Origin of the sequence: Pseudomonas sp. SD17-1 (assembly GCF_029201585.1) — a bacterium.
GTDB classification, from domain to species: Bacteria; Pseudomonadota; Gammaproteobacteria; order Pseudomonadales; family Pseudomonadaceae; genus Aquipseudomonas; species Aquipseudomonas palmensis.
The window spans coordinates 2,950,646-2,973,789 of sequence record NZ_CP104044.1 but is presented as its reverse complement, the minus strand read 5'-3'; the positions used below and the strand labels follow the sequence as shown (position 1 = coordinate 2,973,789).

Annotated in this window: 31 protein-coding genes; 22 read left to right on the top strand and 9 right to left on the bottom strand. The window is 59.1% G+C overall.

From position 1 onward, the window contains the following. The 4 genes from N0B28_RS13485 to N0B28_RS13470 all read right to left on the bottom strand — a co-directional run bounded on the left by N0B28_RS13485 (position 1) and on the right by N0B28_RS13470 (position 1,983). Positions 1-315 carry a hypothetical protein gene (locus N0B28_RS13485; RefSeq protein WP_275726683.1) on the bottom strand — a complete coding sequence of 105 codons (315 nt, stop codon included), beginning with the start codon at positions 313-315 and terminating at the stop codon, positions 1-3. Then, entirely contained in the window at positions 312-578 is a 267-nt protein-coding gene (locus N0B28_RS13480) for a hypothetical protein (RefSeq protein WP_275726680.1), read from the bottom strand. Before N0B28_RS13480 ends, N0B28_RS13485 begins: the two co-directional genes overlap by 4 nt. 163 nt (positions 579-741) lie before the next feature. Then, positions 742-1,128, bottom strand: coding sequence for a LuxR C-terminal-related transcriptional regulator (locus tag N0B28_RS13475; RefSeq protein ID WP_275726678.1), 387 nt, complete (start codon positions 1,126-1,128; stop codon positions 742-744). A gap of 3 nt (positions 1,129-1,131) precedes the next feature. Beyond that, a complete protein-coding gene (locus N0B28_RS13470) occupies positions 1,132-1,983 on the bottom strand; it encodes a hypothetical protein (protein ID WP_275726677.1) in 852 nt (283 codons plus the stop codon). A gap of 256 nt (positions 1,984-2,239) precedes the next feature. Here N0B28_RS13470 and N0B28_RS13465 point away from each other — a divergent pair, with 256 nt between their 5' ends. Then, positions 2,240-2,593 carry a hypothetical protein gene (locus tag N0B28_RS13465; RefSeq protein WP_275726676.1) on the top strand — a complete coding sequence of 118 codons (354 nt, stop codon included), beginning with the start codon at positions 2,240-2,242 and terminating at the stop codon, positions 2,591-2,593. 91 nt (positions 2,594-2,684) lie between these two features. On the opposite strand, the gene N0B28_RS13460 is transcribed toward N0B28_RS13465, so the two are convergent. Next, positions 2,685-3,002: a hypothetical protein gene (locus tag N0B28_RS13460; RefSeq protein WP_275726674.1), complete on the bottom strand. Its 318-nt coding sequence runs from the start codon at positions 3,000-3,002 to the stop codon at positions 2,685-2,687. Positions 3,003-3,063: 61 nt separating this feature from the next. After that, positions 3,064-3,282, bottom strand: coding sequence for a hypothetical protein (locus tag N0B28_RS13455; RefSeq protein WP_275726673.1), 219 nt, complete (start codon positions 3,280-3,282; stop codon positions 3,064-3,066). A gap of 730 nt (positions 3,283-4,012) precedes the next feature. On the opposite strand from N0B28_RS13455, the gene N0B28_RS13450 reads away from it, so the two are divergent. After that, the gene (locus tag N0B28_RS13450) at positions 4,013-4,336 is read left to right on the top strand and encodes a DUF1654 domain-containing protein (RefSeq protein ID WP_275726671.1); all 324 of its coding nucleotides are present in this window, start codon (positions 4,013-4,015) and stop codon (positions 4,334-4,336) included. 434 nt (positions 4,337-4,770) lie between these two features. Here N0B28_RS13450 and N0B28_RS13445 read toward each other — a convergent pair whose 3' ends face one another. Next, the gene (locus tag N0B28_RS13445) at positions 4,771-6,795 is read right to left on the bottom strand and encodes an ATP-binding protein (RefSeq protein WP_275726669.1); all 2,025 of its coding nucleotides are present in this window, start codon (positions 6,793-6,795) and stop codon (positions 4,771-4,773) included. A 104-nt stretch (positions 6,796-6,899) separates the two neighbouring features. Beyond that, positions 6,900-7,742, bottom strand: coding sequence for a S24 family peptidase (locus N0B28_RS13440; RefSeq protein WP_275726667.1), 843 nt, complete (start codon positions 7,740-7,742; stop codon positions 6,900-6,902). A 113-nt stretch (positions 7,743-7,855) separates the two neighbouring features. On the opposite strand from N0B28_RS13440, the gene N0B28_RS13435 reads away from it, so the two are divergent. Further along, positions 7,856-8,092, top strand: a complete 237-nt coding sequence (locus N0B28_RS13435) for a hypothetical protein (RefSeq protein ID WP_033696977.1) — start codon at positions 7,856-7,858, stop codon at positions 8,090-8,092. 322 nt (positions 8,093-8,414) lie between these two features. Here N0B28_RS13435 and N0B28_RS13430 read toward each other — a convergent pair whose 3' ends face one another. Further along, positions 8,415-8,900, bottom strand: coding sequence for a hypothetical protein (locus N0B28_RS13430; RefSeq protein WP_275726663.1), 486 nt, complete (start codon positions 8,898-8,900; stop codon positions 8,415-8,417). Positions 8,901-9,146: 246 nt separating this feature from the next. Here N0B28_RS13430 and N0B28_RS13425 point away from each other — a divergent pair, with 246 nt between their 5' ends. From N0B28_RS13425 to N0B28_RS13335, 19 genes are all read left to right on the top strand, one after another. Next, positions 9,147-9,866, top strand: coding sequence for a helix-turn-helix domain-containing protein (locus N0B28_RS13425; protein WP_275726661.1), 720 nt, complete (start codon positions 9,147-9,149; stop codon positions 9,864-9,866). After that, entirely contained in the window at positions 9,859-11,238 is a 1,380-nt protein-coding gene (gene dnaB, locus N0B28_RS13420; protein WP_275726659.1) for a replicative DNA helicase, read from the top strand. Before N0B28_RS13425 ends, dnaB begins: the two co-directional genes overlap by 8 nt. Then, entirely contained in the window at positions 11,238-11,441 is a 204-nt protein-coding gene (locus N0B28_RS13415; RefSeq protein ID WP_275726657.1) for a hypothetical protein, read from the top strand. Before dnaB ends, N0B28_RS13415 begins: the two co-directional genes overlap by 1 nt. Then, on the top strand, positions 11,438-11,875 hold the full coding sequence (locus N0B28_RS13410; protein ID WP_275726655.1) for a VRR-NUC domain-containing protein: 438 nt from the start codon (positions 11,438-11,440) through the stop codon (positions 11,873-11,875). The genes N0B28_RS13415 and N0B28_RS13410 overlap by 4 nt, the downstream gene beginning before the upstream one ends. Next, positions 11,872-13,170: a site-specific integrase gene (locus N0B28_RS13405; RefSeq protein WP_275726653.1), complete on the top strand. Its 1,299-nt coding sequence runs from the start codon at positions 11,872-11,874 to the stop codon at positions 13,168-13,170. Before N0B28_RS13410 ends, N0B28_RS13405 begins: the two co-directional genes overlap by 4 nt. Beyond that, positions 13,167-13,397, top strand: coding sequence for a hypothetical protein (locus N0B28_RS13400; RefSeq protein ID WP_275726651.1), 231 nt, complete (start codon positions 13,167-13,169; stop codon positions 13,395-13,397). Before N0B28_RS13405 ends, N0B28_RS13400 begins: the two co-directional genes overlap by 4 nt. Next, the gene (locus tag N0B28_RS13395; protein WP_275726649.1) at positions 13,394-13,711 is read left to right on the top strand and encodes a hypothetical protein; all 318 of its coding nucleotides are present in this window, start codon (positions 13,394-13,396) and stop codon (positions 13,709-13,711) included. Before N0B28_RS13400 ends, N0B28_RS13395 begins: the two co-directional genes overlap by 4 nt. A gap of 10 nt (positions 13,712-13,721) precedes the next feature. Continuing rightward, entirely contained in the window at positions 13,722-14,408 is a 687-nt protein-coding gene (locus N0B28_RS13390) for a hypothetical protein (protein WP_275726647.1), read from the top strand. 684 nt (positions 14,409-15,092) lie between these two features. After that, on the top strand, positions 15,093-15,782 hold the full coding sequence (locus tag N0B28_RS13385) for a hypothetical protein (RefSeq protein WP_275726644.1): 690 nt from the start codon (positions 15,093-15,095) through the stop codon (positions 15,780-15,782). A 66-nt stretch (positions 15,783-15,848) separates the two neighbouring features. After that, positions 15,849-16,172, top strand: a complete 324-nt coding sequence (locus N0B28_RS13380; protein WP_236176369.1) for a phage holin, lambda family — start codon at positions 15,849-15,851, stop codon at positions 16,170-16,172. Positions 16,173-16,176: 4 nt separating this feature from the next. Then, on the top strand, positions 16,177-16,374 hold the full coding sequence (locus N0B28_RS13375) for a hypothetical protein (RefSeq protein ID WP_275726638.1): 198 nt from the start codon (positions 16,177-16,179) through the stop codon (positions 16,372-16,374). Next, entirely contained in the window at positions 16,374-16,706 is a 333-nt protein-coding gene (locus N0B28_RS13370) for an HNH endonuclease (protein WP_275726635.1), read from the top strand. Before N0B28_RS13375 ends, N0B28_RS13370 begins: the two co-directional genes overlap by 1 nt. Before the next feature lie 116 nt (positions 16,707-16,822). Then, a complete protein-coding gene (locus N0B28_RS13365; RefSeq protein ID WP_275726633.1) occupies positions 16,823-17,368 on the top strand; it encodes a terminase small subunit in 546 nt (181 codons plus the stop codon). After that, positions 17,368-19,053, top strand: coding sequence for a terminase large subunit (locus tag N0B28_RS13360; RefSeq protein WP_275726630.1), 1,686 nt, complete (start codon positions 17,368-17,370; stop codon positions 19,051-19,053). Before N0B28_RS13365 ends, N0B28_RS13360 begins: the two co-directional genes overlap by 1 nt. Beyond that, the gene (locus tag N0B28_RS13355) at positions 19,050-19,211 is read left to right on the top strand and encodes a hypothetical protein (protein ID WP_019471615.1); all 162 of its coding nucleotides are present in this window, start codon (positions 19,050-19,052) and stop codon (positions 19,209-19,211) included. The genes N0B28_RS13360 and N0B28_RS13355 overlap by 4 nt, the downstream gene beginning before the upstream one ends. Further along, on the top strand, positions 19,204-20,502 hold the full coding sequence (locus tag N0B28_RS13350) for a phage portal protein (protein WP_275726625.1): 1,299 nt from the start codon (positions 19,204-19,206) through the stop codon (positions 20,500-20,502). Before N0B28_RS13355 ends, N0B28_RS13350 begins: the two co-directional genes overlap by 8 nt. A 16-nt stretch (positions 20,503-20,518) precedes the next feature. Continuing rightward, positions 20,519-21,376: a head maturation protease, ClpP-related gene (locus N0B28_RS13345; protein ID WP_275726623.1), complete on the top strand. Its 858-nt coding sequence runs from the start codon at positions 20,519-20,521 to the stop codon at positions 21,374-21,376. A gap of 2 nt (positions 21,377-21,378) precedes the next feature. Then, complete coding sequence (locus N0B28_RS13340; RefSeq protein WP_275726620.1) at positions 21,379-22,560, top strand: phage major capsid protein; 1,182 nt, start codon at positions 21,379-21,381, stop codon at positions 22,558-22,560. 48 nt (positions 22,561-22,608) lie between these two features. Continuing rightward, positions 22,609-23,142, top strand: coding sequence for a hypothetical protein (locus N0B28_RS13335; protein WP_210014926.1), 534 nt, complete (start codon positions 22,609-22,611; stop codon positions 23,140-23,142). Positions 23,143-23,144 lie beyond the last annotated feature (2 nt).

The following is a 23,144-nucleotide window of genomic DNA, read 5'->3' as shown; positions in this document are numbered from 1 at the left end:
TCATGCTGGCCCGCCGAGGGTGATGCTGTTCTCTTGGGCGATCAGCCTGATGCGCGTATGGCTGGCCTTCATCGCCTCGCCGATCTCCTGGGCGTTCATGCCCTGCGCGGCCAACTCGCGCACCATCGGCGCTGCTGCGTCACGTGCGGCGCGCTGCTTTCGCTGGTGCGGGTTCTTCATGCCGCAGCACTCGCCGCTCACGCCGGCCTCGATCAGCATGGGCCGCTTGCCGGCCGCCAAGAACTGGTCGATCTGCGCGCTGAGGTCGGCCATCACCTTCAGTCGCGGATCTGGAATTGGACTGCCGATGTTCATTGCCGTGCCGCCTTGCGATCAGCCGCGGCTTCCAGAGCCTGGGCGGTGTTGACCGCGACCTTGTAGTTGAAGCAGAACACCCGGGTCTTGCCCGTGGCTCGCTCGATGATGTGGAAGGCCTTGCCCTTGGTGACGACCTGGTAGCGCACTGGTTGAGCGCGCTTGCTCAGGCCGAGCATTACGCTCAGGTCAGCCGGCGGCAGGCTAGTTCGGGCACGCATCGCGGCCAGGCCGTCGACGCGCTGCTGCATGGATGGGTGCATAGGAATCTCCAAGGGACGGGCAAGAAAAAGCCCGGCGTACCGGGCTGGCTCAGTAAGTACCACCTCACGTGAGCTACCGAGGCCGCATATGGCGGCGCGGCAAGGGCTGGCGGTTACATGGCGGCATCCTCCGTTGCGGCGCCACTGGGAAGGCAGTGGCCACCTATGAGTGCAGTTCCACGCTCTCGGCGCGGCGCAGCACGCGAACCTGGGCAATGCGTCGTTCAGGGGCTCGGCGGTCGCGCCGCATTGGGTCACCGCCGCCGGCAGCAAGTGAGTGCATGGCGATCAGCGCGACAAGCACAAAGCACATCGGGCTGATGATCCGGCGCTTCATGGCCTCGGCAACCAGGGCGGCGCGGCGGTGTACGCCAAGCTTGAACATGGCGTTTTCGATGCGGTTGGCGACGGTGCCGGGCGAGATGTTCATGACGTGGGCAATCTCTTTGGCGGTCATGCCCTGGGCAACAGCCAATAGTGCTTCCAGCTCTCGCGGAGCCAGGCCCTGTCCGAGCCGGCCAGTCCATGAGCCGCAGGTGATCGTGTCCATGATTTATCTCGGTAGGGCGCCGTCCAGGGCTTTGCGCAGCTCAAGGACAAGCGCGGTAGGTAGGGTGAGGGATCTGCTGTCTTCGTCGACTGCACCGAGCGATGCAATCAAGTTGCGCGAGGCCGCGTGTACTGCTTCAAGGCGGGGCTTCGGGATCGTCGGGCCCTTCATCGTGCCCGCCGTGACCTTCTTCTTGCCGCTGGCCTGGGCTTTCTCCAGCTCGGCCCCCAGCACCTTGCCGGCGCCGTCGCCATGCTCACGAACCACTTGAGCGGCAGTTGTTGCTGACACATGACCCGCCGCAACCAGGTTCTGCACGTCAGAGTTTGCATTGCCAACAGTGACGACCTGCTCAACGTGCTGTCGTGTCTTGCCAACTTTCTTGGCGATCTGGTCAACGGTCCAACCAAATGCCTTGAGCCGCTTGTATCCCTCTGCAAGCTCAAGAGGAGAGAGCTTTTCGTTTTCTTGGCTGGAGATGATCCGTGCGACTCGATCGGCATCGCTGCCCTCGAACATCCGGACATCAACCCAGAACTCCAGGGTCTGCGGGTCTTCTTTGCTGGGCAGGCGAGGAAGCTGGCCTGCTTGGTCAAGCTTGAGCAAGGCGCGGCGGCGTCTGTGGCCATCGACGACCCAGACCCCGCCGGCATCCCGCGGGCGAATCTCCAGAGCAGGAATGACACCTCCGTCAGCGATGAACTGCGCAAGAGCATTGATGCTCGACTCAAGCGCGTCGCCTTCGGTGCGAAGGTTGAAACCCGGCTCTTCGTGAAGGTCTTCCAGCCGCACCTTGATTGCGTCGGCCCGGCGTACCTCGCCGTCCTTGATCATTTGCCTGATTGATCTGGTCATGCAATTAACTTCCGTAAGGGTGGGCTGCATTGGTCGTAACGCTCGCCGCCGCAAAACTCCCGGACCAGGGGAGGGCGAACGCCACGACCAATGCAGCCTGGTGCTGGGGAGTACCAGGTGATCGGGCAGTTAACGTCAGGTTGACGTGGCGTTGGCTGTTTGATGGCCTGCGGCCAGCTCACCACTGCCCAGGTGACGGGCTTTGCGCTAGGCTGAGCGCTCTCACACAACACAGCCAGCAAAGGAGGGCGCAACCTTGGCAGTTTCAGTGGTTGCAAAATTCATCGCAGATGAATGGTTTAAGATCATGATGATTCTTTGTTTCGTATTATTCGTGCTGTCACTTTCCGTAGACCTGCGGGTCGATAACGGCCTCGTCTGCCTCTTCTCGCTTTCTGGATTGCTCTGGGGCATTGGTGAAATGGCCTGTCGGCCATACCGAGAAATATTGGTAGAAGGCTTGGCCGGTCCGGGGTGGGGGACAGTTTCAGGCAGGCCACGCCAGCTCAATGCCGCAGGGATCGTTTTGTTCCTACTCTCCTTCGCATTTGCAGCGCTTGGCTGCTTGCGAGGCTGGCCGATAGTTGCCGCAATGGTTGCCGCTATTTAAACGGCCTGCTTTCCGTCAATCACCTATCAATTCAGGCGGTTAAACGACCGCGCCGCGCAGCCTGTCGTCAGGCTGACGTGGCGCTGGCTGTTCAGATGATCGCCGTCAGAGTCTTTGAGCCGTCAGGGTTGGTCGTGGTCATGTGCATGACCGGGCCTGCGTTGGCAGGCAGAGGGATGCCGTTGCGGATGACGCCCGCCGACTTGCTGAAGCGTTCGTCGAACTTATCGTCGGCATCAGGCAGGTGAGTAGTTACGGTCAGCCTGGTCGCATCCTCGCCATCAGGGCCGCCGTCTTCGTGACCAATGGCGAAGCTCGCGATCATGGCGATTCCATTGCCCCGTGCGATCTGAATCACCTGCTGCATCAGCGGGCTGATCTGGCTGTCGTAAATTTCTTCTTTGTTCACGTTGTCGCCTCCAGTGGATTCCCAATGCCGCCTCATAGAAGCGGCATCAGTGAATCGCTGGTCATGCAGCACGGGTCAATTCAATCTGGGCCAGCAGCTCAGTCACAGCCTCTGCCGGGGTGCAGCCGTCACAGTAAAGGTCGTGCAGCATGTCGTCGTCCGAGCCGTAGACCAGGTCGCGACCAAGGATCTTCGCCGCCTGAGCCTGCCAGCGGTTCCAGCGGCGATCTTCTGCGTCGTCGCGGCACTCATCGGCCGCCATGCTTGCCATGTTGAACATCGTGAATCCCTCCGGTTGATTTCCCGGATGCCACTCAAGGAATGGCACCTGGTGAAATCCCGGCCTCGCTACTGGCGACAGGCCGGGGTACTGCGTCAGCGGTGTTGGCCAGTTTTCCGCTGTTGATTGCAGGGCTGGCCGGTCGTCTTCGTTGGTTTGGCGGTGAGCTTCCTCCCCGTGGCGTCAATCAGCATCTGTTCGCCTTGGATCACAGGTCCCTACAACGTGCACGCTGCAGCTCGTTTGCCCGGTTGACTGGGCAGGGTGCATGAGGTCCGGCGCCCCTCAATGCCGAAGCTCGGGGCGCTAATTCAAATCGGTGTCTCTCCCTTCTGCCGCTGGGATTCGCGGGGCGCATTGCTTGCCAGGTCATTCGCTCGGTTTAGGCATTTCGCCTTCGTCAGCCGTACAGGGTTCTCCCTGTCGTGGGCAGCCTTTCGGGGCTGTCTGATCGCCGGTCGCCGGTAGAGGCAATGCGGTCTGTTGGTTGTTGCGCTGGTTGTTAAAGAGCGGCGACCGGTGAGGGCCTCGGCAGTCGCTGTTCGGTGACTGCTTGAGGTGAAATTTAGCCAAGCGCTAAAGGTCAGTCAATAGCTCATAGCTAAATAAATTTCGCTGAGCGACAAATCTCACCCAAACGAGAAGTCGTCGACGGGTCTTTACCTAGGATTTAGCACTGAGCTATGCTTCTGAGATCACTGTACGAATATACAGCTATGAAGGAGGGACTATGTCCAAGCACAAGAAAGCAGCACCGCAACAGCGCCAGGAAATGTCCGGAGTAGAGCGGCTTGGGCTGAGGGTGTCGTCGATGATCAATCACCCGATCGCGCAGACGCAGCGCTGGGTAGTGATTCATCGCCTGGATACGGACGGGGAGGCGGAGTGGGAGGAAGTGATCGGCTTGCTAGCCGAAACGCCCGAACTGGATTTGACCTTCAATGACGACGGCGCGGTGACCGTGAGGTGGGAGCGAAGCGCGCTTCAGGAGCGGGACGACTTCATCATCGACGAGGACAACGAGGTGGAAACGGAGGTCGCCGCTCCATTCTGAAAGTAAGATCCGGCCTATCCGAAAGCATGTAAAGCGTACTGGAAAACTGCCCTGACCGCGTTTAAATTTTAATGTTGCATAGAATACTTTCGGTCGGCTAAATCTTGTTTTCTAATCTACACTTAAAATATCAATTAGTGGTTAATTTGGAGGGAGGATGAATTCTAAGAACATATTTGACGATGTATTTGTTTCTGGAGAAATCTTGAGGGTATGCCCAGCGTCTGAGGAACCAACTAGGTCGAGTCAGTCGCTAAATGGCGAAGCCTTCATAAAATTAAAGCCTGTCGCTTGGTCTTGGTTTTACTTGGGGCCACATGTCACTGTGGACAGGCACAAAGCCGAAGAATTATTGGCGTATGGAGAGGTGATTACGCCACTCTATATGGTGGTGAATTAGCCGTGCTCTAATTTGGTCGAGCACGGCGATATTTTTAGTTTGTAGGGAATCCAAGCTTGTCAAAGAAGGAACGGTTCCGCTCCTTTGCAGACTTGACTAGCTGGTCAAATGATATGACTTCTATGTATGCGTGGCTTGGCTCGTTGTATCCGAAATAACCCAGGCCATCTGATGTCACTCGAAGGTTTGCTCTGCGGCAACGTTTAGTCATACTCGGAGTTAAGTCACATACGACATATATGTACCCAGGTATTTCTTTGTTTCCTGGTATTGGTCTGCCAGCTTTAGTCTGAACCCCTCCTTCCCTGATACGATCTAGGTAGCCTAGAGCTTGGTCTATAGGGTCTTTGTCTTCTCCCTCTCTCATGTCATCTCTCATTGGTCTCTTTATTTCTACAATAGTTAGAGACGCCATGGGGAACGAGCTCCCGTCGTTAACCAGGATGGGGTTATCAAAGACCCTGAGGCTCACAATGTCTGGCTCTTTCGTTGAGCTACTACTTGTAATAGGCATAGAGCTGAGGGTTTTATCTGAAGCCAGATAGGCGTGGAATGAAAGTCGCTCATCCAATAACCAGAGATTACTGCCATCAGCCATAACTGAATCTGAGTCTTTCCCCATTGGGAAAATTAACTCATGGATCGTATCCTCACGGGCATATTTGCCATTATCAAGCCGTGCTATAGAGGCCTCAAGTATGTCTATAATAGCTTTGCGATGGGATACATAGTTGGCTAGGTCAGATTTTTTTATGTCTTCAGCTTTGGTTATGTAGCCACTGAGTCGTGCTTTATAGTCTTGAACCGACTCAGTTTTTCCTGGCGTCATAATGTCATGGCCTTCGCTTACAAGCTCTCGCTCGATGGAGTACCAAATTTCATGAAGGTGCAGGTCTAAATCTTTATCTGTAATATCCGGCGCGACAATTAAGGACTCAGGTGGTGCATACTGAGTAATAAATTTGTAACGCGGAGCTTGTGTGTCGATGAAAGATGAGATTCTTCGGTTTCCCGCCTCAATACTTTCCCTTAAATAGCTTTCAAGATATAGCTTTGCTCGATCTAGGATCTTATCGCGAATCATGCGCAAGCTTATCTCTGTCTGCGAAAAAATCCCATTGAACTCTTCTGCAATATTGAAAGATGTTCTTTCGCTTCTTACGTTTTCGTCTAAATATGGCGAGGATACATAGCAGTTGTAAATAAAGTCGCCTGATGAATCTGATAGTTTACCGGTTAAGCCAGGTATCTTGCCTTGGATTCCTTCTTCTTTGGCAAGGCGATTTGCCGCGCACAATGCAATCTGGTGTTTTCTAGATGTTGAATATCGAAATTTTATGTGAGTAAGTTCGAAGCTATGTCCTAGTATGTCAATCTTTTCATGTGTGGCTGCAGACATCATGTTTCTGTCGTACAGGTCGTATATGTCGATAGTTTCGCGCTCATCCTTGACGATGATCCGCGGGGCGCCGTCAGGTCGAACGAAATACCAAAGACAATGCTCAAGCAGCTGATTGGCAATCGTTGAAGCCAGCTTCGGTGTGGAATCCCGATATCCTTGATTGAAGCCCAAGAGCTTGATGCGGGACCCACTGCCAACTGCAGCTTTGTCCTCGCTCTTTAAATCGAATACGCCATTGGACTCATCTAAGCGGAAGGTGCGAAATTTGAAGGATTGTTCGTGCTGGTAATAGCTCTCGACTTCGATATTGTCGAATGCCTTCAACCACATGAGCCGCCCAACGCCACGGCAGCCTTTATCAATCTTATGATCTGAGTCTAGAGTTTGGAAGGAGTTAAGATTTGTATCATTAAAGCCGCAGCCATTGTCCGAAACGGTAAATCCGGTAATTGCTTCCACTCCGTCCTCAATGTCAAGTGATGACTGGGTGGAGCGGTTAATTTCCAGTAATATGCGTCCGGTTTCGAGGTTGCCCTTTTCTTCAATCGAATGAATGGAGTTGACAATGGCTTCAAATACTGGGAGCAGTCCATGGCTTTTGGGTAGGGAGGTATTTCTTAGTCGTCCCTTTAAATTGGTATGAAGTAGTACGCTCATCACAATTCCATATAATGTTGACTATCCGGTTATCATGGAGCTCAAGAACGCCTACCAGCCCAAGCAAACCTTAGTGTGACTTTGCTGGTAGCGCTCATCGCCACTCAGACCAAATGCGCGTTCCAGACCAATAGCACGCGAGCCTGAATGTACGTTTCCTCTCGCCGGATCATCCGATCCTTGTGCTTCGGGTTGTCCGAGATCATCTCAAAGTACTCCTCGTCCGCGATCTGCAGGCGCTTGATGTACTCGTGCCCACCCCAAGAGAAGTAGTAAATACCGTCGCCGGCGAAATCGCGAATGCTGACATCGACGATCAGCGGGTCACGGTTCTTGATGGTGGGCGCCATGGACTGCCCCCAACCGGTCACCAGCTTCAGGTGGTAGTGCTCCTTGAACTCGACGCCCAGTTCGCGCAGGTGAGTGGGGCTTACTCTCACATCCTGCAGCATCTCTGGGAAATCGTGGGTGGTTTCCCCATCACCCATGGCCCCGCGCACATCGTAGTGAGCAATCCATACCTCGTCACCAACCAGGCCGGGGCGAACCAAATCGGCTTTCACCAGCACTTTATCGGCAGCACCAGCGGTCGCAGTGGGCTCTTCCGCCGCAACCAGCAACCTCTGGCGTACTTCCTCAGGAATGCCTTTCCCACTTTTGGCCAGCATCTGCTTAACCAAATCGGCCGCCGAAAGCTTGGAGTCTGCAGTATCAGCCTCCGGCCAGGGCTCACCCTCCGCCAGCAATGAGTCAAACCAGCCGCGGGGTAAGCCTTCAATCCCTTCGATTCGCCTGGCTACATCATCGCCCAAGTTTTTTGCCGTCTTGTCCGAAAGGATCTGGCTCAAATGCGCAGGAGCCATCCCCCAGCGCTCCGCGCAGGACCCTTTCCTCTGGCCGCCAATCAGCTTGACCAGGTTGTGCTTGCGAATCTCGTAGATATCCATGCCGCGAAGAATGCCAGCGTTTAGCTCTATGCTAAATGTGCGCAAAGCTAAATTCTCCTTGCTCTGAAATTAGCCGTAAGCTAAATTTATCGGTATGTGTAAGGAGAACCCACATGAATGATCACCTCCGTGAATGGTTGGCCACCGCCACCAACGATCGCCGGCGGGATGTAGCAGCCGCAGCGAAGACCACTGTCGGCCATCTCTGGCAGCTCGCAGGCGGTCATCGGAAGGCTTCCGTCGATCTTGCCGAGCGCCTGCAAGACGCATCCAACGGCGAAATCACCATCGCCGGACTGCGCCCAGACCTCATTCCGTTTGCACGCAAAGCTCTGAAGGGCGCTGCGTAACCAATTTCCATAGCAAGGAGCAGTACCCGTATGACACGCGACGAGCGCGGCCGTTGCACAGCCATGACAGGGTCAACTGAGTCAATTATCCACCCGCTGGTATCGCGCCAGTAGATGACCAAAACACCTGTTAATTTAACCAGTAGGGATACGCCCATGAAGCCGCTCACCTTGCTCGCGCTTGCAGGCCGCAAATCAACAACGTCGACCGAGCTCTTCCTCCAGGCCGAGGACGACCTGGAGGAAGTATTCATCGAGCTGTTGGGGCGGGGGGACCTGATCGGTTACGCAAGGCTGGCTCGCGTCCGTAGCGCAGATGAATTCAGGGCTGGCCGCCCAGTAGCAACGTTTGAATTAGCGGAACTGCTTTCGGCACGTTCTCCATGCCCAGGTCCACTAGTTTCGCTATCAGCTGTTTTGTGGTCTCGCCGGGAGCTTCACGCAGAGCTTTCAAAATGCCGCTCTTCTGCTCTTCCGGAAGATCAGACGCCTGAACCTTCGCCTCGATTAACTGGCGGAGCGTGTCCTCGTGAAGTTTGACCGTCACTGTGCCAAGTATGGCGCTCACCCCGCCGTCATCTTCGATGAAATCGATCCCCTTCGCGGTGATCGTTGCGTGATGGATCTCCCTTGTGCCTCCGACGTACTGACTGTCGAGCAGCGTTACGAGCCCAAGCTCTCTCAGATAATGGAGGTTGCCGACGCAGTCCTCATGCTCACCAAGACTCATGACCTCCTCGGACGGCTCCGGGTAGCAGTCCCTAAGGTGCTCGAGCATCTCTCTTTGAAGCTCGCGAATCAGTTTCATATGCCGGGTCTCCGTGACCATTGTTTCGAGTGGAATCAAAACGTTATCACGGAAGCGCCCGGCGCCAATTGCCGGCAGGCCTGAATCGCAGGCATAAAAAAACCGCCTGGCAGGGCGGCTTCTTCAAATCACAACGGGGTCGATTATGCACATAGCAATCGATGCAAGCAATACCAGCCCTATCGCGTCAGGTTTCGGTTTCTCCGCGAGCCTGTCACGTCAGGTCGAGTCACCGAGGGCTGCAGCGTGAGCACCATCGTAATGAGCCTGTGCTGGCCCCTGCAAGGCATGAGCCCCGCGCAGAAGGCGGTGCTGATCTCGCTCGCCGACAATGCGAACGACGAGGGCGCTTGCTGGCCGTCAGTTGCCCGTATCGCCGAGCGCACCTGTTTGTCCGAGCGCGCCGTGCGCAACGCATTGCGCTGGCTGGAGCAGGTTGAGGTACTGGCAGCGCATCAGCGCACAGGGCGTTCCACCTGGTACACGGTGAGCCCATACAACTACAACCCCGGCATTTCCTGCCCCCCTGCACCAGATGCCCCCCCACCCCGGCAGGAGGTGCCCCCCACCCCGGCACCAGATGCCGGCCCCCCCGGCATTTCCTGCCCCCAGAACCGTAATAGAACCGTAAGGGAACCGTCAGGATCTTTCGCGAGCACTCCGGGCGACTCGAAACAGAGCCAGGTCGATCAGATCGTCGACCTGTTCAACGAGCTGCTGCCAGAGCTGCCCCGTGTCGTGCTGGTCAACAAGGACCGCAAGTCGAAGGTGCAAGCGCGACTGGCCGAGAGCCCTGTTCACCAAGACCTAGATTTTTGGCGCGACTTCTTCGGCATGGTCCAGGCCAGTGACTGGCTCATGGGCCGTGTAGGAGGACGGGACAACAAGCCATTCCGGTGCAACTTCGATTGGCTTATCGCACCGACCAACTTCGTGAAAGTCGTAGAGGGAAATTACAATGCGTGACCTGCACAGCGTCGAGGCCGAGCACGGTCTGCTGGGCGCGATGATGATCCGCCCCGAACTGATCGACACCCTGAGCGATGATCTGACCCCTGAGTCGTTCTACTTCGCCGAGAACGCTGATGTGTTCCGCGCGATCATGGCGACGAGGTCTGCTGGTAAGGCTGTGGACTTCCTGACGGTGGCCGACCAGATGGGTGCCTGGTCCTTCGAGGGTGCCGCGCTGGGCTACTGCGCGGAGATCGTCAACAACACTCCAAGCGCCGCCAACGCCAAAACCTACGCCGGGATCGTGCGTGAGCGAGCTATCGAGCGTGCACTGTATGACCTCGGCGGTCGCGCCATGGAGATTGCCCAGGACGTGGGTGATGTGCAGGCGAAAATTGCCGCCATCCAGGCCGCTGCGATGGCCATTGATAGCAGTGCCGGGGATGACGATATCGTCAAGGCTGGCGATGTCATCGCCGACCAGGTCGAGGTGTGGCAAGAGCGGCATGATCGTCTCGCTCGCGGTGAAACACTGATTGGCATCTCCACCGGCCTGAAAGACCTGGACGATAAGCTGGGCGGACTGCAGCCGGACAACCTGTACATCGTCGCCGGCCGCCCCGCGATGGGCAAAACCACATTGGCCATGGGCTTCATTGCCGAAGCCGCTATCCGCCAGAAGAAGTCGTCCCTGGTCATCAGCCTGGAAATGAACAAGGGCCAGTTGATTGACCGCCTGACCGCATCAGAAGGGCGAATTCCGCTCACCCTGATCAAGAGCGGAGCAGCTTGCCAGGGCCACGGCGCACAGCTCTCTGTAGCCGCCACGGCGATTCATACCGCGCCGCTGTACATCGCCGACCGCGCCGGCACCACCATCGGGCGCATCCGTGCCCTGGCCCGACGCCACAAGCTGCGTTACGGCCTCGATCTGTTGATGATCGATTACCTGCAGCTCACGGAAGGCGAGGGGGGCAATCGCACCGAAGAGGTCAGCAGCATCAGTCGCGGCTGCAAGCTGCTTGCAAAAGAGCTGGGCATACCGGTCGTGCTGCTCAGCCAGCTGTCGCGCAAGTGCGAGGAGCGCCCGAACAAGCGCCCAATCCCGTCCGACCTGCGCGAGTCGGGAGCAATTGAGCAGGACGCCGACGTGATCCTCTTCGTGTACCGCGACGAGGTCTACAACGAAAACACGGACTCCAAAGGGATCGCCGAGATCATCATCGGCAAGGGTCGCGACGTGGAGACCGGCACCGTTCGAACCGCCTTCCTCGGGCAGTACAACCGGTTCGAAAACCTGGCCGCCGGATGGGTGCCCGAACCGAAGGCCCAGCCTGAAAAAGTCACCAGCCTGGCCAGCCGCTATGCCAACAAGGATCGCTTCTGATGGCCGATCCAATGCTGGCCGCACCTGACCTCGCAGAGTACCGCTGGGCGCTCTATGCCTGCGGGCATCTGCTCGACCTCACTACTGAGCCACACCCGCCCGTGGGCCTGTATCGCGACGAGCAGTCGGCGCGGCTGCACGGCCTGCGCATGTGGCCCAGCACCTTCACCGTCATCGATCTGCACAAGGACGACCTCCCATGAGGACTGCTCGCCTATTCCCCGCCAAGGCCGCCGCCAGTAAGCCCCGCGCCAAGCCCGTAGACCGCGAAGGCCAGGAGCAGGCCGCCCTGATGCGCGAGCTGCAGTTGCGCTTCCCAGCCGCGTTCAAGCTGATCTACCACGTTCCGAATGGCGGGCATCGGGTGAAGGCGGTAGCCGCCAAGCTCAAGGCCCAGGGCGTGAAGGCTGGCATTCCTGACCTGGTACTGCCGATGGCGCGCGGCGGGTACTTCGGGCTGTACATCGAGTTCAAGGCCATGCCGCCGTTTGATGCCCCAGTGTCGGCCAGTCAGGACGCCTGCATTCAGGCCCTGACGGTTCAAGGTTACCTGGCCATTGTGTGCCGTGGTCGCATCGACGCCGTCGAGGCGATCAGGGCCTACCTGCTGCAGCCGCAGACCCAGGTGGCTGCATGAGCGCCACCCGGGAAGTGAAGTTGAGCGAGGCCGAGGTGCGCCGCCAGGCTGGTGACAAGTCGGTGCGCGACTTGCGCGACCCGCGCTACCCCGGCCTGCGCCTGCGCTTCTGGAGCAGTCGTGACCGTGGTACTTGGCACCTGGTGCGCGGCAAGCGCTGGGCCCCCATTGCTCGCTGGCCCGACCTGAGTGTGGCCGCCGTGCTGACTGAGCTACCTGCGTTGCGGCAGCGCCTGATGCGCGATCCTGCGACCGCGCCGATTGCCTCGGGCATCTCAACTGTCGGCCAGTTGCTGGACTGGTACGGCGACCGTATGGCTCGGGACCGATCACTGTCGGCCAAGCGCAAAGCCAGTGCCCGCTCGGCCATCGCCCAGCACCTAAAGCCGCGGCTGGATGACCTGGCCGTAGTCGATGTGACTGCTGATAGCCTGGATAAGCAGCTGATGTGGCCGAGCCAGGCCGTGGTGTCGCTGTCATACCTGCGCCAGATGTTCGCGCTGCTGCTGACCGCATTTCGCCAGGCCCTGAAGCTGGGCCTGATCGACCGCAATCCGATGGCCGGGATGCGCTTTAGCGACTTCACCAAGGCCAAGATCCTGCCCAAGGCAGCGCGGCTGCGCGACGTCCAACTGCCCGAGCTGATGCAGCAGTTGGCCCAAGCCTTCGAGCAGGCGCCCGGTGACGCCATGCTGGCCCTGATGATGCTGGCCCACGGCAGCAGGATCGGTGAGACCCGCTTGGCGCGCTGGAACGATGTTTCACTGGCTGCTGCCGAGTGGTTCATCCCCGCAGCAAATGCCAAGACCCGCACCGAGCACCGCTTGCCGCTGACTGCCCAGCTGAAGGCGCTGCTGAGCCGGTACCGGGCCATCCAGCAGGCTCAGGGCTACGAGGGCGCCTACCTGTTCCCGAATCGTCGGGGGCAGCCGCTGAGCGAGACCCAGGCCAGCGCCGTGTTCACCCGGCTGGGGCAGGGGCAGTGGACCAGTCACGACCTGCGCAAAGTCTCCCGCACCACCTGGACCGACCTCGGTATCGACGGGCATATCGGCGAGATGCTGCTGAACCACTCACTGGGCAAGATCGCCAGCACCTATATCCACACCCAGGCCATGCAGCAGCGCCGGGCAGCCCTGGAGAAGTGGCACGGCTGGTTAGACAGCATCGGTTTTTCGGCCATTCACGGCCTTACCGAGGCCTTATTTGAAGTTTCACAGAGTCGCGCGCAGCCCACGGTTGGCGGGGCTCCAGGCGGTATTGATGAATTTGTTATTAGCGAGGATTCGAAATGAGTATTTCAGAGCAGGGCGCCCTTGCACTTTCCTGGTCTGTGCAGGCGTTCAGGCCTGATGCGCCAGCCTTCGACCGCTCGAAAGTGTTCATGGTCTGCATCCAGAACTACGACGATCACCGGCGCCTCAGCGTGACCATGCTTGGCGGCGGTCGCTTCGAGGTGGACAGCCGTACGTTCCCCTACGACATAGACATGGCAGCCGACTGGCTGGTAGGTGGTGAATGAAGAAAAGCCACGGTCCAGCCTTCAAGAAGGCCGTGATCGAGCTGGACAAGTGCCCTTTGTGCCGTGGGAGAGCGGTCACTCAGGGCCTGTTTCACGAACTGCCATGTGACCACTGCAACGCCTCGGGCTGGGTAGCGGCTGCAACCGGCGAGGCCCTGGCCCTGGATGAACTGGTGACCCAGCTCAGCATGAGGCTGCAGGCAGCGACACGGCAGATCGAAAAGTTGAAGAAGCCTCGGGCCATTGGGCCGGAGGCTCTGTATCAGGATGGCAACCGGCTGGGCGCCGGCGGCACAAACTACACGGGCGATTGAGGGGAAGGACATGATCTATAGCAGCGTATCGGGGGCGGTAGTCGCGGCATTGGCGGCAGGCGAGAAGGGCGCAGCAAAGGGGCAGGCGTGGCAGAAGCTGTACAGGGCAGCCGAGGAAGAAGGCGGGTGTCTGGCCTCACTGGGTGGCCAGTCGCACGGGCTTGACCGTACTCAGGTGGATTACTGGATCGCAGCGCGATTGCATCACATGCTGAAGGACTGGCACTGGGACGCCCTAGTGGCGAAGTACAGCACCAACAAGGCGAAGAAGCTTCAGGCAATCACAGCCGTTCGCCCGCGCATTGCCAGCCCCGCGCCGCAGCTGTTCATCTTCAAGGCAGTGACGGCCTGGGCGATCCCTAAGTTGAAGGGCGCCCGCCGGAAAGCGCCGCGATCGGTATCGGTCGAGGTGCCGCTGGATGCGCCTGCGTGGCGGCGTGATTCGCTGGTCAATGCTGCGGTGGCGGCAGGCCAGGCAGAGAGGCGTCGTATCGAGGGGCAGCAGGAGGAGGTGATCGTCCTGGCCGACAGCTTCTACGACATGAACACCTGGGACCTGGATGCCGCCCCAGAGTCGACACGTCGCCGATGGAGGGCCGATATCAATGAGAAGCTCGACGGCATGGTCAGTGACGCACTGACAGAGGTTCGCGAAATACTTCAAGCCGAAGGGCTGCTGATGCAAGAAGCTGCGTAATTGCCTGTTGACATCAGTGAGCGCGTGAGCGAAATTAACCCCATCCTGTCATTCCTGCGCGTTTCAGAGGATAGACAATTGAAAGCCCGGCCATAGCGCTGGGCTTTTTCGTTTATGGAGCTTGCAAGCAACGCGACACAGACGAGCCCCGGTCTATAAGTCGGGGTTTTTTGTTGGCGAGGGGCTCACTCTCACATCTGAGATACCGAGCTCTTTCGCCAGCTGCATGTGATCCAGAACAGAGGTTCGAGGCAGATCCACTCGCAAAACCTGGTCCGCATAGGACATGTGGAGCTTGATAAGTGCGAGCAAAGCATCATCGAGTGAAAGGGTGTCAGCTGGTGCCTCGCAGCACCACCATCGCTCCTTTCCCCTCAGGAAATAGTCAATTCTGAATCTCATCACGATTCCTATGTATGTCGGCCTGGGCTGGAGTCTAGGCAATGCCGGGGATCTTGGCTGTGTCGGCCGTCCCGTTTTATGCAGATGACGCGCCCAGGCAGCTGGGCTAAGTCGGTAGTGGCATCGATCAAAGCCGTGAGCTCCCTGATCGGTTACGCGATGAGAGGCTGGGGTACGTGACCCAGCGATCCAGCCCATCAAGCCGGGTAAGCACCGGCCCTCTGCACCCATTCCAAGGCTCGCCATATCGGCGGGCCTTTTTTCGTTTATGGAGGTCAGCAAATGCGCGGCTCGATCCAATCCGCCAACTACACGCCCAAATCGCTCTGCGGCAAGCATGGCTCTGGCTGGAAGCTCGATCTGGCTTCCGGTGACTTCGAGATTAACGGCCCTGATGTTCAGCTCGGCAGCCTGCCGCCTGAGCCGCAGATGGCCACCGTGACGGTTGGTGAGTGGGCAGAGAGCGACCTGCCCAGCAACGCAGTCGAGCGCTACAAGTTCATCGGCGATCAGGTGATGAAGATCCCCGCCGAGCATCGTGACAGCGCCGAATTCTCGACTGAGGATATTTCGTTCGATCGCGACGGCTCGGACATCCGTACCACGCTGACCTACGAGCGGCCCGAGAACACCGATGAAGCGTCGGCTCGCTCGCAGGCCCGCATGGGCACATCGATCAAGTTGGAGAATGGCAAGCTGACTATCAGTGATGGCGGGGTGCCGCGCATCGTGCTCAGACGTCTGGATCAGCCTTTCGTTGTTGATGGCGGTCAGGCCTATATCAGCGAGGCGTGCATTGATGAAGGCTCGATCGGCATCGGCGAGCACCGGGCAGAGTCGAAGATCGATCTTGCCTCTGCTCTTGCAGACTGGCCAAGTGTCGCGACTCTGAAGATCACCGACCCAGCCGATCAGATCCGCCAGGTGATCCGCGACGAACTCAAGCCCGGCGGTATGCTTCACCGCAACTGACTTTTTCATATTGCCCGCCTTGAGCGGGCATTTTCGTTTTCAGCTCCCCGAAAGGGAGGAACCCGGATGCCCAACATGCCCGAGAAAGACCCTGGCCTTTGGGCCGCCGTGATCGCCTGGGTGATCGCCCATCAGCCACAGCTTTACGCTGCTGGGTTGTCTGTCGGTATTGCCGCGCTGCGCGTTGTGTACGGCGGCGGGACGCGCCGACAGGTGATCCTGGAGGGCGCCTTGTGCGGACTCATCACCCTGGCTCTGGTGCCGCTGCTCGAATGGATGGGCTTGCCGCAGGGCATGGCCACCTTTGCTGGCGGCGCTGTCGGCTTCATGGGTGTGGAGAAGCTGCGTGGCTACTCCGACGTGTTCATGTCTCGCAAAGCACAAGGGTGACCCGATGATCACGCTGACTGACATTAACCGCCGCCAGCACTATCTGGCTCCAAGCTCTATTGCCCGCGTTCAGGAAGCCGGTGCCAGCTCCCAGTGGCACGGCATCTGCGCCTTTGTCCATACGTTCGATGGCCAAGTGATCGAGGTGCGCGAGCGCGCTGATCACATCGCGCTGCAACTCAACATGCGGCGGGATGAGTGATGGCCAGGCTCAAGACCCTTGGCTCTCGTATCAAGGAAGGCTCCAGCTCCTGGGTCAAGGTGGTCACCCCAGGTAGCTGGCGCAGCGGCATGACCAGCTCCCAGCGAGGCTACAACTACAAGTGGCAGAAGGTTCGCGAGCAGTACCTGCGGGACAACCCGCTGTGCGTCTACTGCGCCCGGCAAGGTCGTACCGTTGCCGCTGGAGTGGTCGACCATATTGAGGCGCACCGCGGCGACATGACGCTCTTCTGGGATCAGGCCAACTGGCAGTCGCTCTGCAAACTCTGCCACGACTCGGTCAAGCAGGCCGAGGAGGCAGGATCGCTTTGATGCACGCCAATGACGTGCCGCAATGGGAGGGGGGGGTAAAAATCTGAGCGCTTCCCGCAGCTAGACCGCCTCCGATCCCACGCACAGATTTTTTCTCCCCACAGGATTTTTGTTAAATGGCTTTAACATCCCGCAAGCGCGCTTTCATCGCTGCGCTGAGGGAAGGTGCGTCCAATCGAGACGCTGCCGTGGCGGCCGGCTACTCCGAGAAGACAGCGTCTGCTGCGGGCTCTCGGCTGGTCAAGGACAAGGATGTAGCGGCTGAGCTGCTCAAGCTCCGCGCCCTGGGTTTGATGCCTCAAGATGTTAAAGGCGATGTTAAAGCGCATGTTAAAGCCAAGCCTGCTGAGAAGGCCTCGGCAAAGGATGAGCAGGCGGCAGATTCGGACCCTGTAGCCGAGGAACATCCGGAACCCGAGCCAGCTGGTTTCGACCTGACCCAGGCGCTCCTGCATCGAGACCCCAAAGACTTCTTGCTGTCCGTGATGAACGACCTCGGCAGCGAACCGAAGCTGCGTGTTGATGCAGCCAAAGCCCTGATGCCATTCGTTCACCCGCGCAAGGGTGAGAGCGGCAAGAAGGACCAAGCTCAGGCTAATGCCGAGAAAGCGGCCACCGGCAAGTTCGGCACGCGCCGCGGCCCACTGCAGTCGGTGAAATGATGGAGTGGTCAACTGCCTGTCCAGACTGGGAGCGGCGCATTGTTGCCCGCCAGAGCCTGATCCCATTCGAGCCGCTGTTCCCGACTGAGGCTGAGGAAGCCTTGGACGTGTTCGGTGCATTGCGCATGGTGGACGCCACTGGCAGTCCGTTGATGTGCGAGACCGTGCGTGACTGGGTCAACCAGTTCGTGGCCGCAATCTTCGGCGCATACGACCCAGACTCAGGCCGGCGCCTGGTCAGCGAATTCATGCTGCTTATCAGCAAGAAGAACGGCAAGTCGACCATCGCCGCCGGTATCATGCTTAGCGCGCTGATCCTCAACTGGCGAGCTTCAGGTGAGTTCATCATCCTCGCACCGACCAAGGAGATCGCGGACAACTCTTACCTGCCGATCAGGGATATGGTGGCGGCCGACGACGAGCTCAAAGCCTTGCTGAAGGTGCAGGACCACCTGCGCACCGTGACCCACCGTCAGACCAACGCCACGCTGAAGGTCGTCGCGGCAGACAGCGAGACGGTGTCGGGCAAGAAGGCAATCGGCGTGTTCATCGACGAGCTGTGGGTGTTCGGCAAGCGCGCCAATGCCGAGGCGATGCTGAGAGAGGCCACCGGTGGCCTGGCATCCCGACCGGAGGGGTTCATCATCTGGGCCACCACCCAGTCCGACGCCCCGCCTGCTGGCGTGTTCCGGCAGAAGCTGATGTACGCCCGCAAGGTGCGCGACGGCGAGATCGTCGATAAGTCGTTCTTGCCGGTGCTGTATGAGTTTCCCAAGGCGATGCTGGATGCCGGCGAACACAGGGACTTCTCCAACGCGTACATCACCAACCCTAACCTTGGGCTGTCGGTCGACGAACCTTTCATCGAGCGTGGTTACGCACAGGCCCAGCTGGACGGCGAGGAGTCGTTCCGCGTCTTCCTGGCCAAGCACCTCAACGTCGAGATCGGCTTGGCGCTGCTTTCGGATCGATGGGCGGGTGCTGATTTCTGGGAGGCGCAGACCTCCGAGCTATGCCGCACGTTGGAAGACCTGATCGAGCGCTGCGAAGTGATCGACATCGGTGTCGATGGCGGAGGGCTGGATGACCTGCTTGGCTTTGCAGCACTTGGCCGAGAGCAGGGCACACGGCGCTGGCTGACCTGGACTCACGCCTGGGCCCATCCATCAGTACTGGAGCGGCGTAAAGCCGAAGCGCCACGCATCCGCGACTTCGCCAAGGATGGGCACCTTACCCTTGTTGAGCGCATCGGCGACGACATTGAAGCGGTTGCGCGCCTGGTGGCGCAGGTCGAGCAGGCCGGCCTGCTGGACAAGGTCGGGCTGGACCCGGCCGGTGTCGGCGCGATCCTCGACGCGCTGGAGGCTATGGGTATTCCGCGCGAAAAGATCGACGGTATTTCACAAGGGTGGCGCCTGGGCGGAGCCATCAAGACTGCCGAGCGCAAGCTGGCCGAGGGCACGCTGCTACACGGGGGCCAGCCGATGATGGCCTGGTGCTGCGGTAACGCCAAAGTCGAGCCGCGTGGCAACTCGATCCTCATTACTAAGCAGGCCAGCGGCTCGGCCAAGATCGACCCGCTGATGGCTCTATTTAACGCTGTGACGCTGATGGCCCTCAATCCAGAGGGGCAGGGCGGCATGGAAAACTTCATGGCCGGCATTCGGGATCCACTGATCGCATGAACGCATTTCATATTTTCATCGCCTGCGCAGTGGTCGCTTTCTGCCTGGCATGCAGCGGGGTCTGGATGCTGGCTGGTACCGGCTGGGCTTTGCTGGCCGGATCACTGAGCTTCTTCTGCATCGCCGGCTTCATCCGCAGAGGGCTTGTCAGTGATTAAAACCCTATCCCAGGCACTGGGCGCTGCTGCCACCAAGCCTTCAGCCAGTATGAGTGAATGGCTGGGCAAGGCTATCAAACTGTCGGATGGAGGTTTCTGGAGCGCCTTTAACGGCGCCCAGTCCAGTAGTGGTAAGTCAGTCAGCGTCGACAAGGCCATGCGCCTGTCCACCGTGTGGGCATGCGTTCGTATCATCTCGACCTCGGTAGCCGGCTTACCGTTGAGCATCTACCGGCGGATGCCCGATGGTAGCCGAGAGAGTGCCCGCGATTTCCCGCTGTACGACGTTGTGCACAACAGCCCCAACGAAGACATGGCCGCCTTCCATTTCTGGCAGGCAGTCGTGGCATCGATGCTGCTGTGGGGCAACGCCTACTGCGAGATTCACCGCTCCGCAGGTCGGGTCATTGCGCTGGACTTCCTGATGCCGTCTCGAGTCGACCTCGAGTTCGATGATGACGGCAGGCTGCGATACTTCTTCAGGCCCCGAAAGGGAGCCCGCCGAGAGATTCAGCGGCAGGACATGCTGCATATCCCAGCATTCACCCTGGATGGGCGGGTCGGGCTTTCTGCTATTCGGTACGGCGCAGATGTGTTCGGTTCTGCGATGTCTGCAGACGATGCCGCCAACAGCACCTTCCGCAACGGCATGATGCCCACAGTCGCGTTCTCGGTCGACAAGACGCTTAACCCGGCTCAGCGCGTCGAGTTTCGTGAGTACGTTAAGACAATCTCCGGGGCATTGAATGCCGGCAAGAGCCCAGTGCTCGAGCAGGGCGTGAAGCCGGAAATGATCGGCATCAACCCCGCCGATGCGCAACTGCTGGAGTCGAGAGGGCACAGCATCGAGGAAATCTGCCGCTGGTTCGGGGTTCCACCCTGGATGGTGATGAAGACCGACAAGGGCAGCAACTGGGGCACAGGACTGGAGCAGCAGCAGATCGCGTTTCTCACCTACTGCATCATGTCCTTCACGGCGCCGATTGAGCAGTGCGTGAACAAGTGGTGCATGACGGCGGTTGACCGGATCAAGTTTTATGCGGAGTACTCGCTTGAAGCATTCCTGCGTGCGGATAGCGCGGGCCGTGCGGCTTATCTCAGCACGATGGGACAGAACGGCTACCTGACCCGAAACGAGGGCCGGCGAAAAGAGAACCTTCCGAGCATGCCGGGTGGCGATGTACTGACCGTGCAATCCAACCTGGTTCCACTTGACCAGTTGGGCAAGCAAAACGATAGCCAGGCCGCAAGGGCCGCTCTGATGAACTGGCTCCAACAGCCCGAAAAGTAAATCACGGGAGTAATCCATGAAGCACAAGATCCAGTCTCGCGGCCTGCGCAGCGAGATGAGCCCGCGCGCGCTCGACAAATGGAATCCCGCGATCCAGGCGGCCGTCGAGAACACCTCAGACACCATCACCGTGTACGGCGTGATCGGCGAAGACTGGTATGGCGAGGGCGTCACGCTGAAACGAATCGACGCCGCCTTGCGGGCGATCGGCGAGCGTGATGTCACCGTCTACATCAACTCGCCAGGCGGTGACATGTTCGAAGGCATTGCCATTTACAACCGCCTGCAAGAGCACAGTCACGAGGTCACCACCAAGGTGCTCGGCATGGCGGCGAGCGCTGCTTCGATTGTCTTCCTCGCGGGGAAGAAGCGAGAGGTGGCCAGCAGCGCCTTCCTCATGATCCACAACTGCTGGACCTGGCTTGCCGGCAACCGCAACTACCTCCGCGATATCGCCGACGATATGGAGGAATTCGATGCCGCGATGGCTGACCTCTATGCCGAGACCAGCGGGCAGTCGGCTGAAGACATGGCCGAACTGATGGACGACGAAACCTACCTCCGCGGCAAGCGTGCCGTGGAGCTTGGTCTGGCCACTGGGTTGTTGTCGTCCGCCGAGGTCACCGAGCGCGAAACCGAAGACGCTGCCCAGGCCAATGCACTCAAGGCCATGGATGTAGCCCTGGCCAAGGGAGGAATGCCTCGCTCCGAGAGACGCGAGCTGTTCGCCAGTTTCAAGTCCGGCATGCCTCGCGCTGCCGGCGGGGGCACGCATAACGCTGCCCCGACCGATAAGCCTCGCGCTGTCGCGCCAGACCTCTCCGCCTCTCTGAGCGCGGCAACCAATCTCCTCAATTCTCTGAAAGGAAAGTGACCGTGGACTTTGAAGCCCAAGTCAAAGAACTCAACGCCAGCCTCAAAGGCATTGGCGACCAGATCAAAAGCCAGGCCGAGGCGACCGAGAAGCAAATCAAGGCTTCCGGTGAAATGAATACCGAAACCCGTGCCAAGGTCGATGAACTGCTGACCAAGCAGGGCGAACTTCAGGCGCGCCTGGGCGAGGCAGAGCAGAAACTGGTGAATGCAAGCCGGGATCGGAGCCATCAGGAAGAGCCGCAGAAATCGGTAGGTGCTCTTGTGATCGAGAGCGAAGAAATGAAGGACATGAACTCGTCCTTCCGTGGTTCCCGCCGTGTCTCCGTGCCGCGCGCGGCCATCACCACCGCAACCGGCGGTGACCTGGTGCAGACTCAGCGCTTGCCGGGGATCATTGCCCCGCCTCAGCGCCGACTGACCGTCCGCGACCTGGTCGCGCCAGGTACCACCGAATCGAACTCCATCGAGTACGTCCGTGAAACCGGCTTCGTCAACAACGCCCGCACTGTGGCGGAGAACACTGCCAAGCCGTACTCCGACCTGACCTTCGGCCTGGCCACGGCGAACGTGCGGACCATCGCCCATTTGTTCAAAGCCAGCCGCCAGATGCTGGACGACGCCAAGGCACTGCAGAGCTATATCGACGGTCGTGCACGCTATGGCCTCACCATGGCAGAAGAAGCTCAGTTGCTTTACGGCAACGGCACCGGGGTGAACCTGCAGGGCCTCATGACGGTTGCTCAACTGTACGCCGCCCCGGCTGGCGTAGCTGTAGTGGGCGAGCAGCGCATTGACCGCCTGCGCCTGGCGCTGCTGCAGGCCGAGCTGGCCGAGTTCCCATCCGACGGCATCGTGCTCAACCCGATCGACTGGGCGGCCATCGAGCTGACCAAGGACGGGGAGGGCCGCTACATCATCGGTCAGCCTCAGGAAGGCACCAACGCGAAACTCTGGAATCGCCCAGTGGTTTCTACCCAGGCCATGACACAGAACGACTTCCTGGTCGGCGCCTTCAAGCTCGGCGCTCAGATCTTCGATCGCATGGAAATTGAAGTGCTGATCTCGACCGAAAACAGTGATGACTTCGAGAAAAACATGGCAACGATTCGTGCTGAAGAGCGCCTGGCCTTTGCCATCTATCGCGACGAAGCGTTCGTCACTGGCCCGCTGGTCACGCCTTAATCTTTCCGCAACACGGCGCCAGAAATGGCGCCTCAACGGAGTACTCCCATGGCACGTAAACAGGAAAAACCAGAGTCTACGGTCGAGCCGCAGGATCCTGCCTCGACCACTGAAACGAGCGGCAGCCAGCCTGAAGATGGGGCTTTGGCCCTCTCGCCGGGTGATGCAGTCTCGCCAAATCCTGGCGAATCGGCCGCTTCTGAAACTGATCCAGGCTCGGGGGATAGCACAGAGCAGGCACTGCCACCCGCACCGGGAGACTCGGGGCCTGGATCGAACGTCTCAGCAAGCGACCTGAGCACTATTGCCGAAGCCTCCGCTACTGAAACGGGGGCATCGGAAGGCGCAGGACAGAGCGGCCCAGCGGCGGCTGAGAGTGGCGACGATATCGACCAGCCAGTTGGCGAGGATCTGGTTGCAGCTAACCCCAATCCAGCAACTCTTCAGATCTACCCGATGCGCTCCTACATGGATGAGGGCGAACTGCGTCGCCGCGGCGGTCCCGCTTACATGGTGCCACGCCGGCATGCAGAGGAGCTGGTGCAGCGGAAGTTGGCATCGCTCGAGCCGCTGGAGGAGTGAAG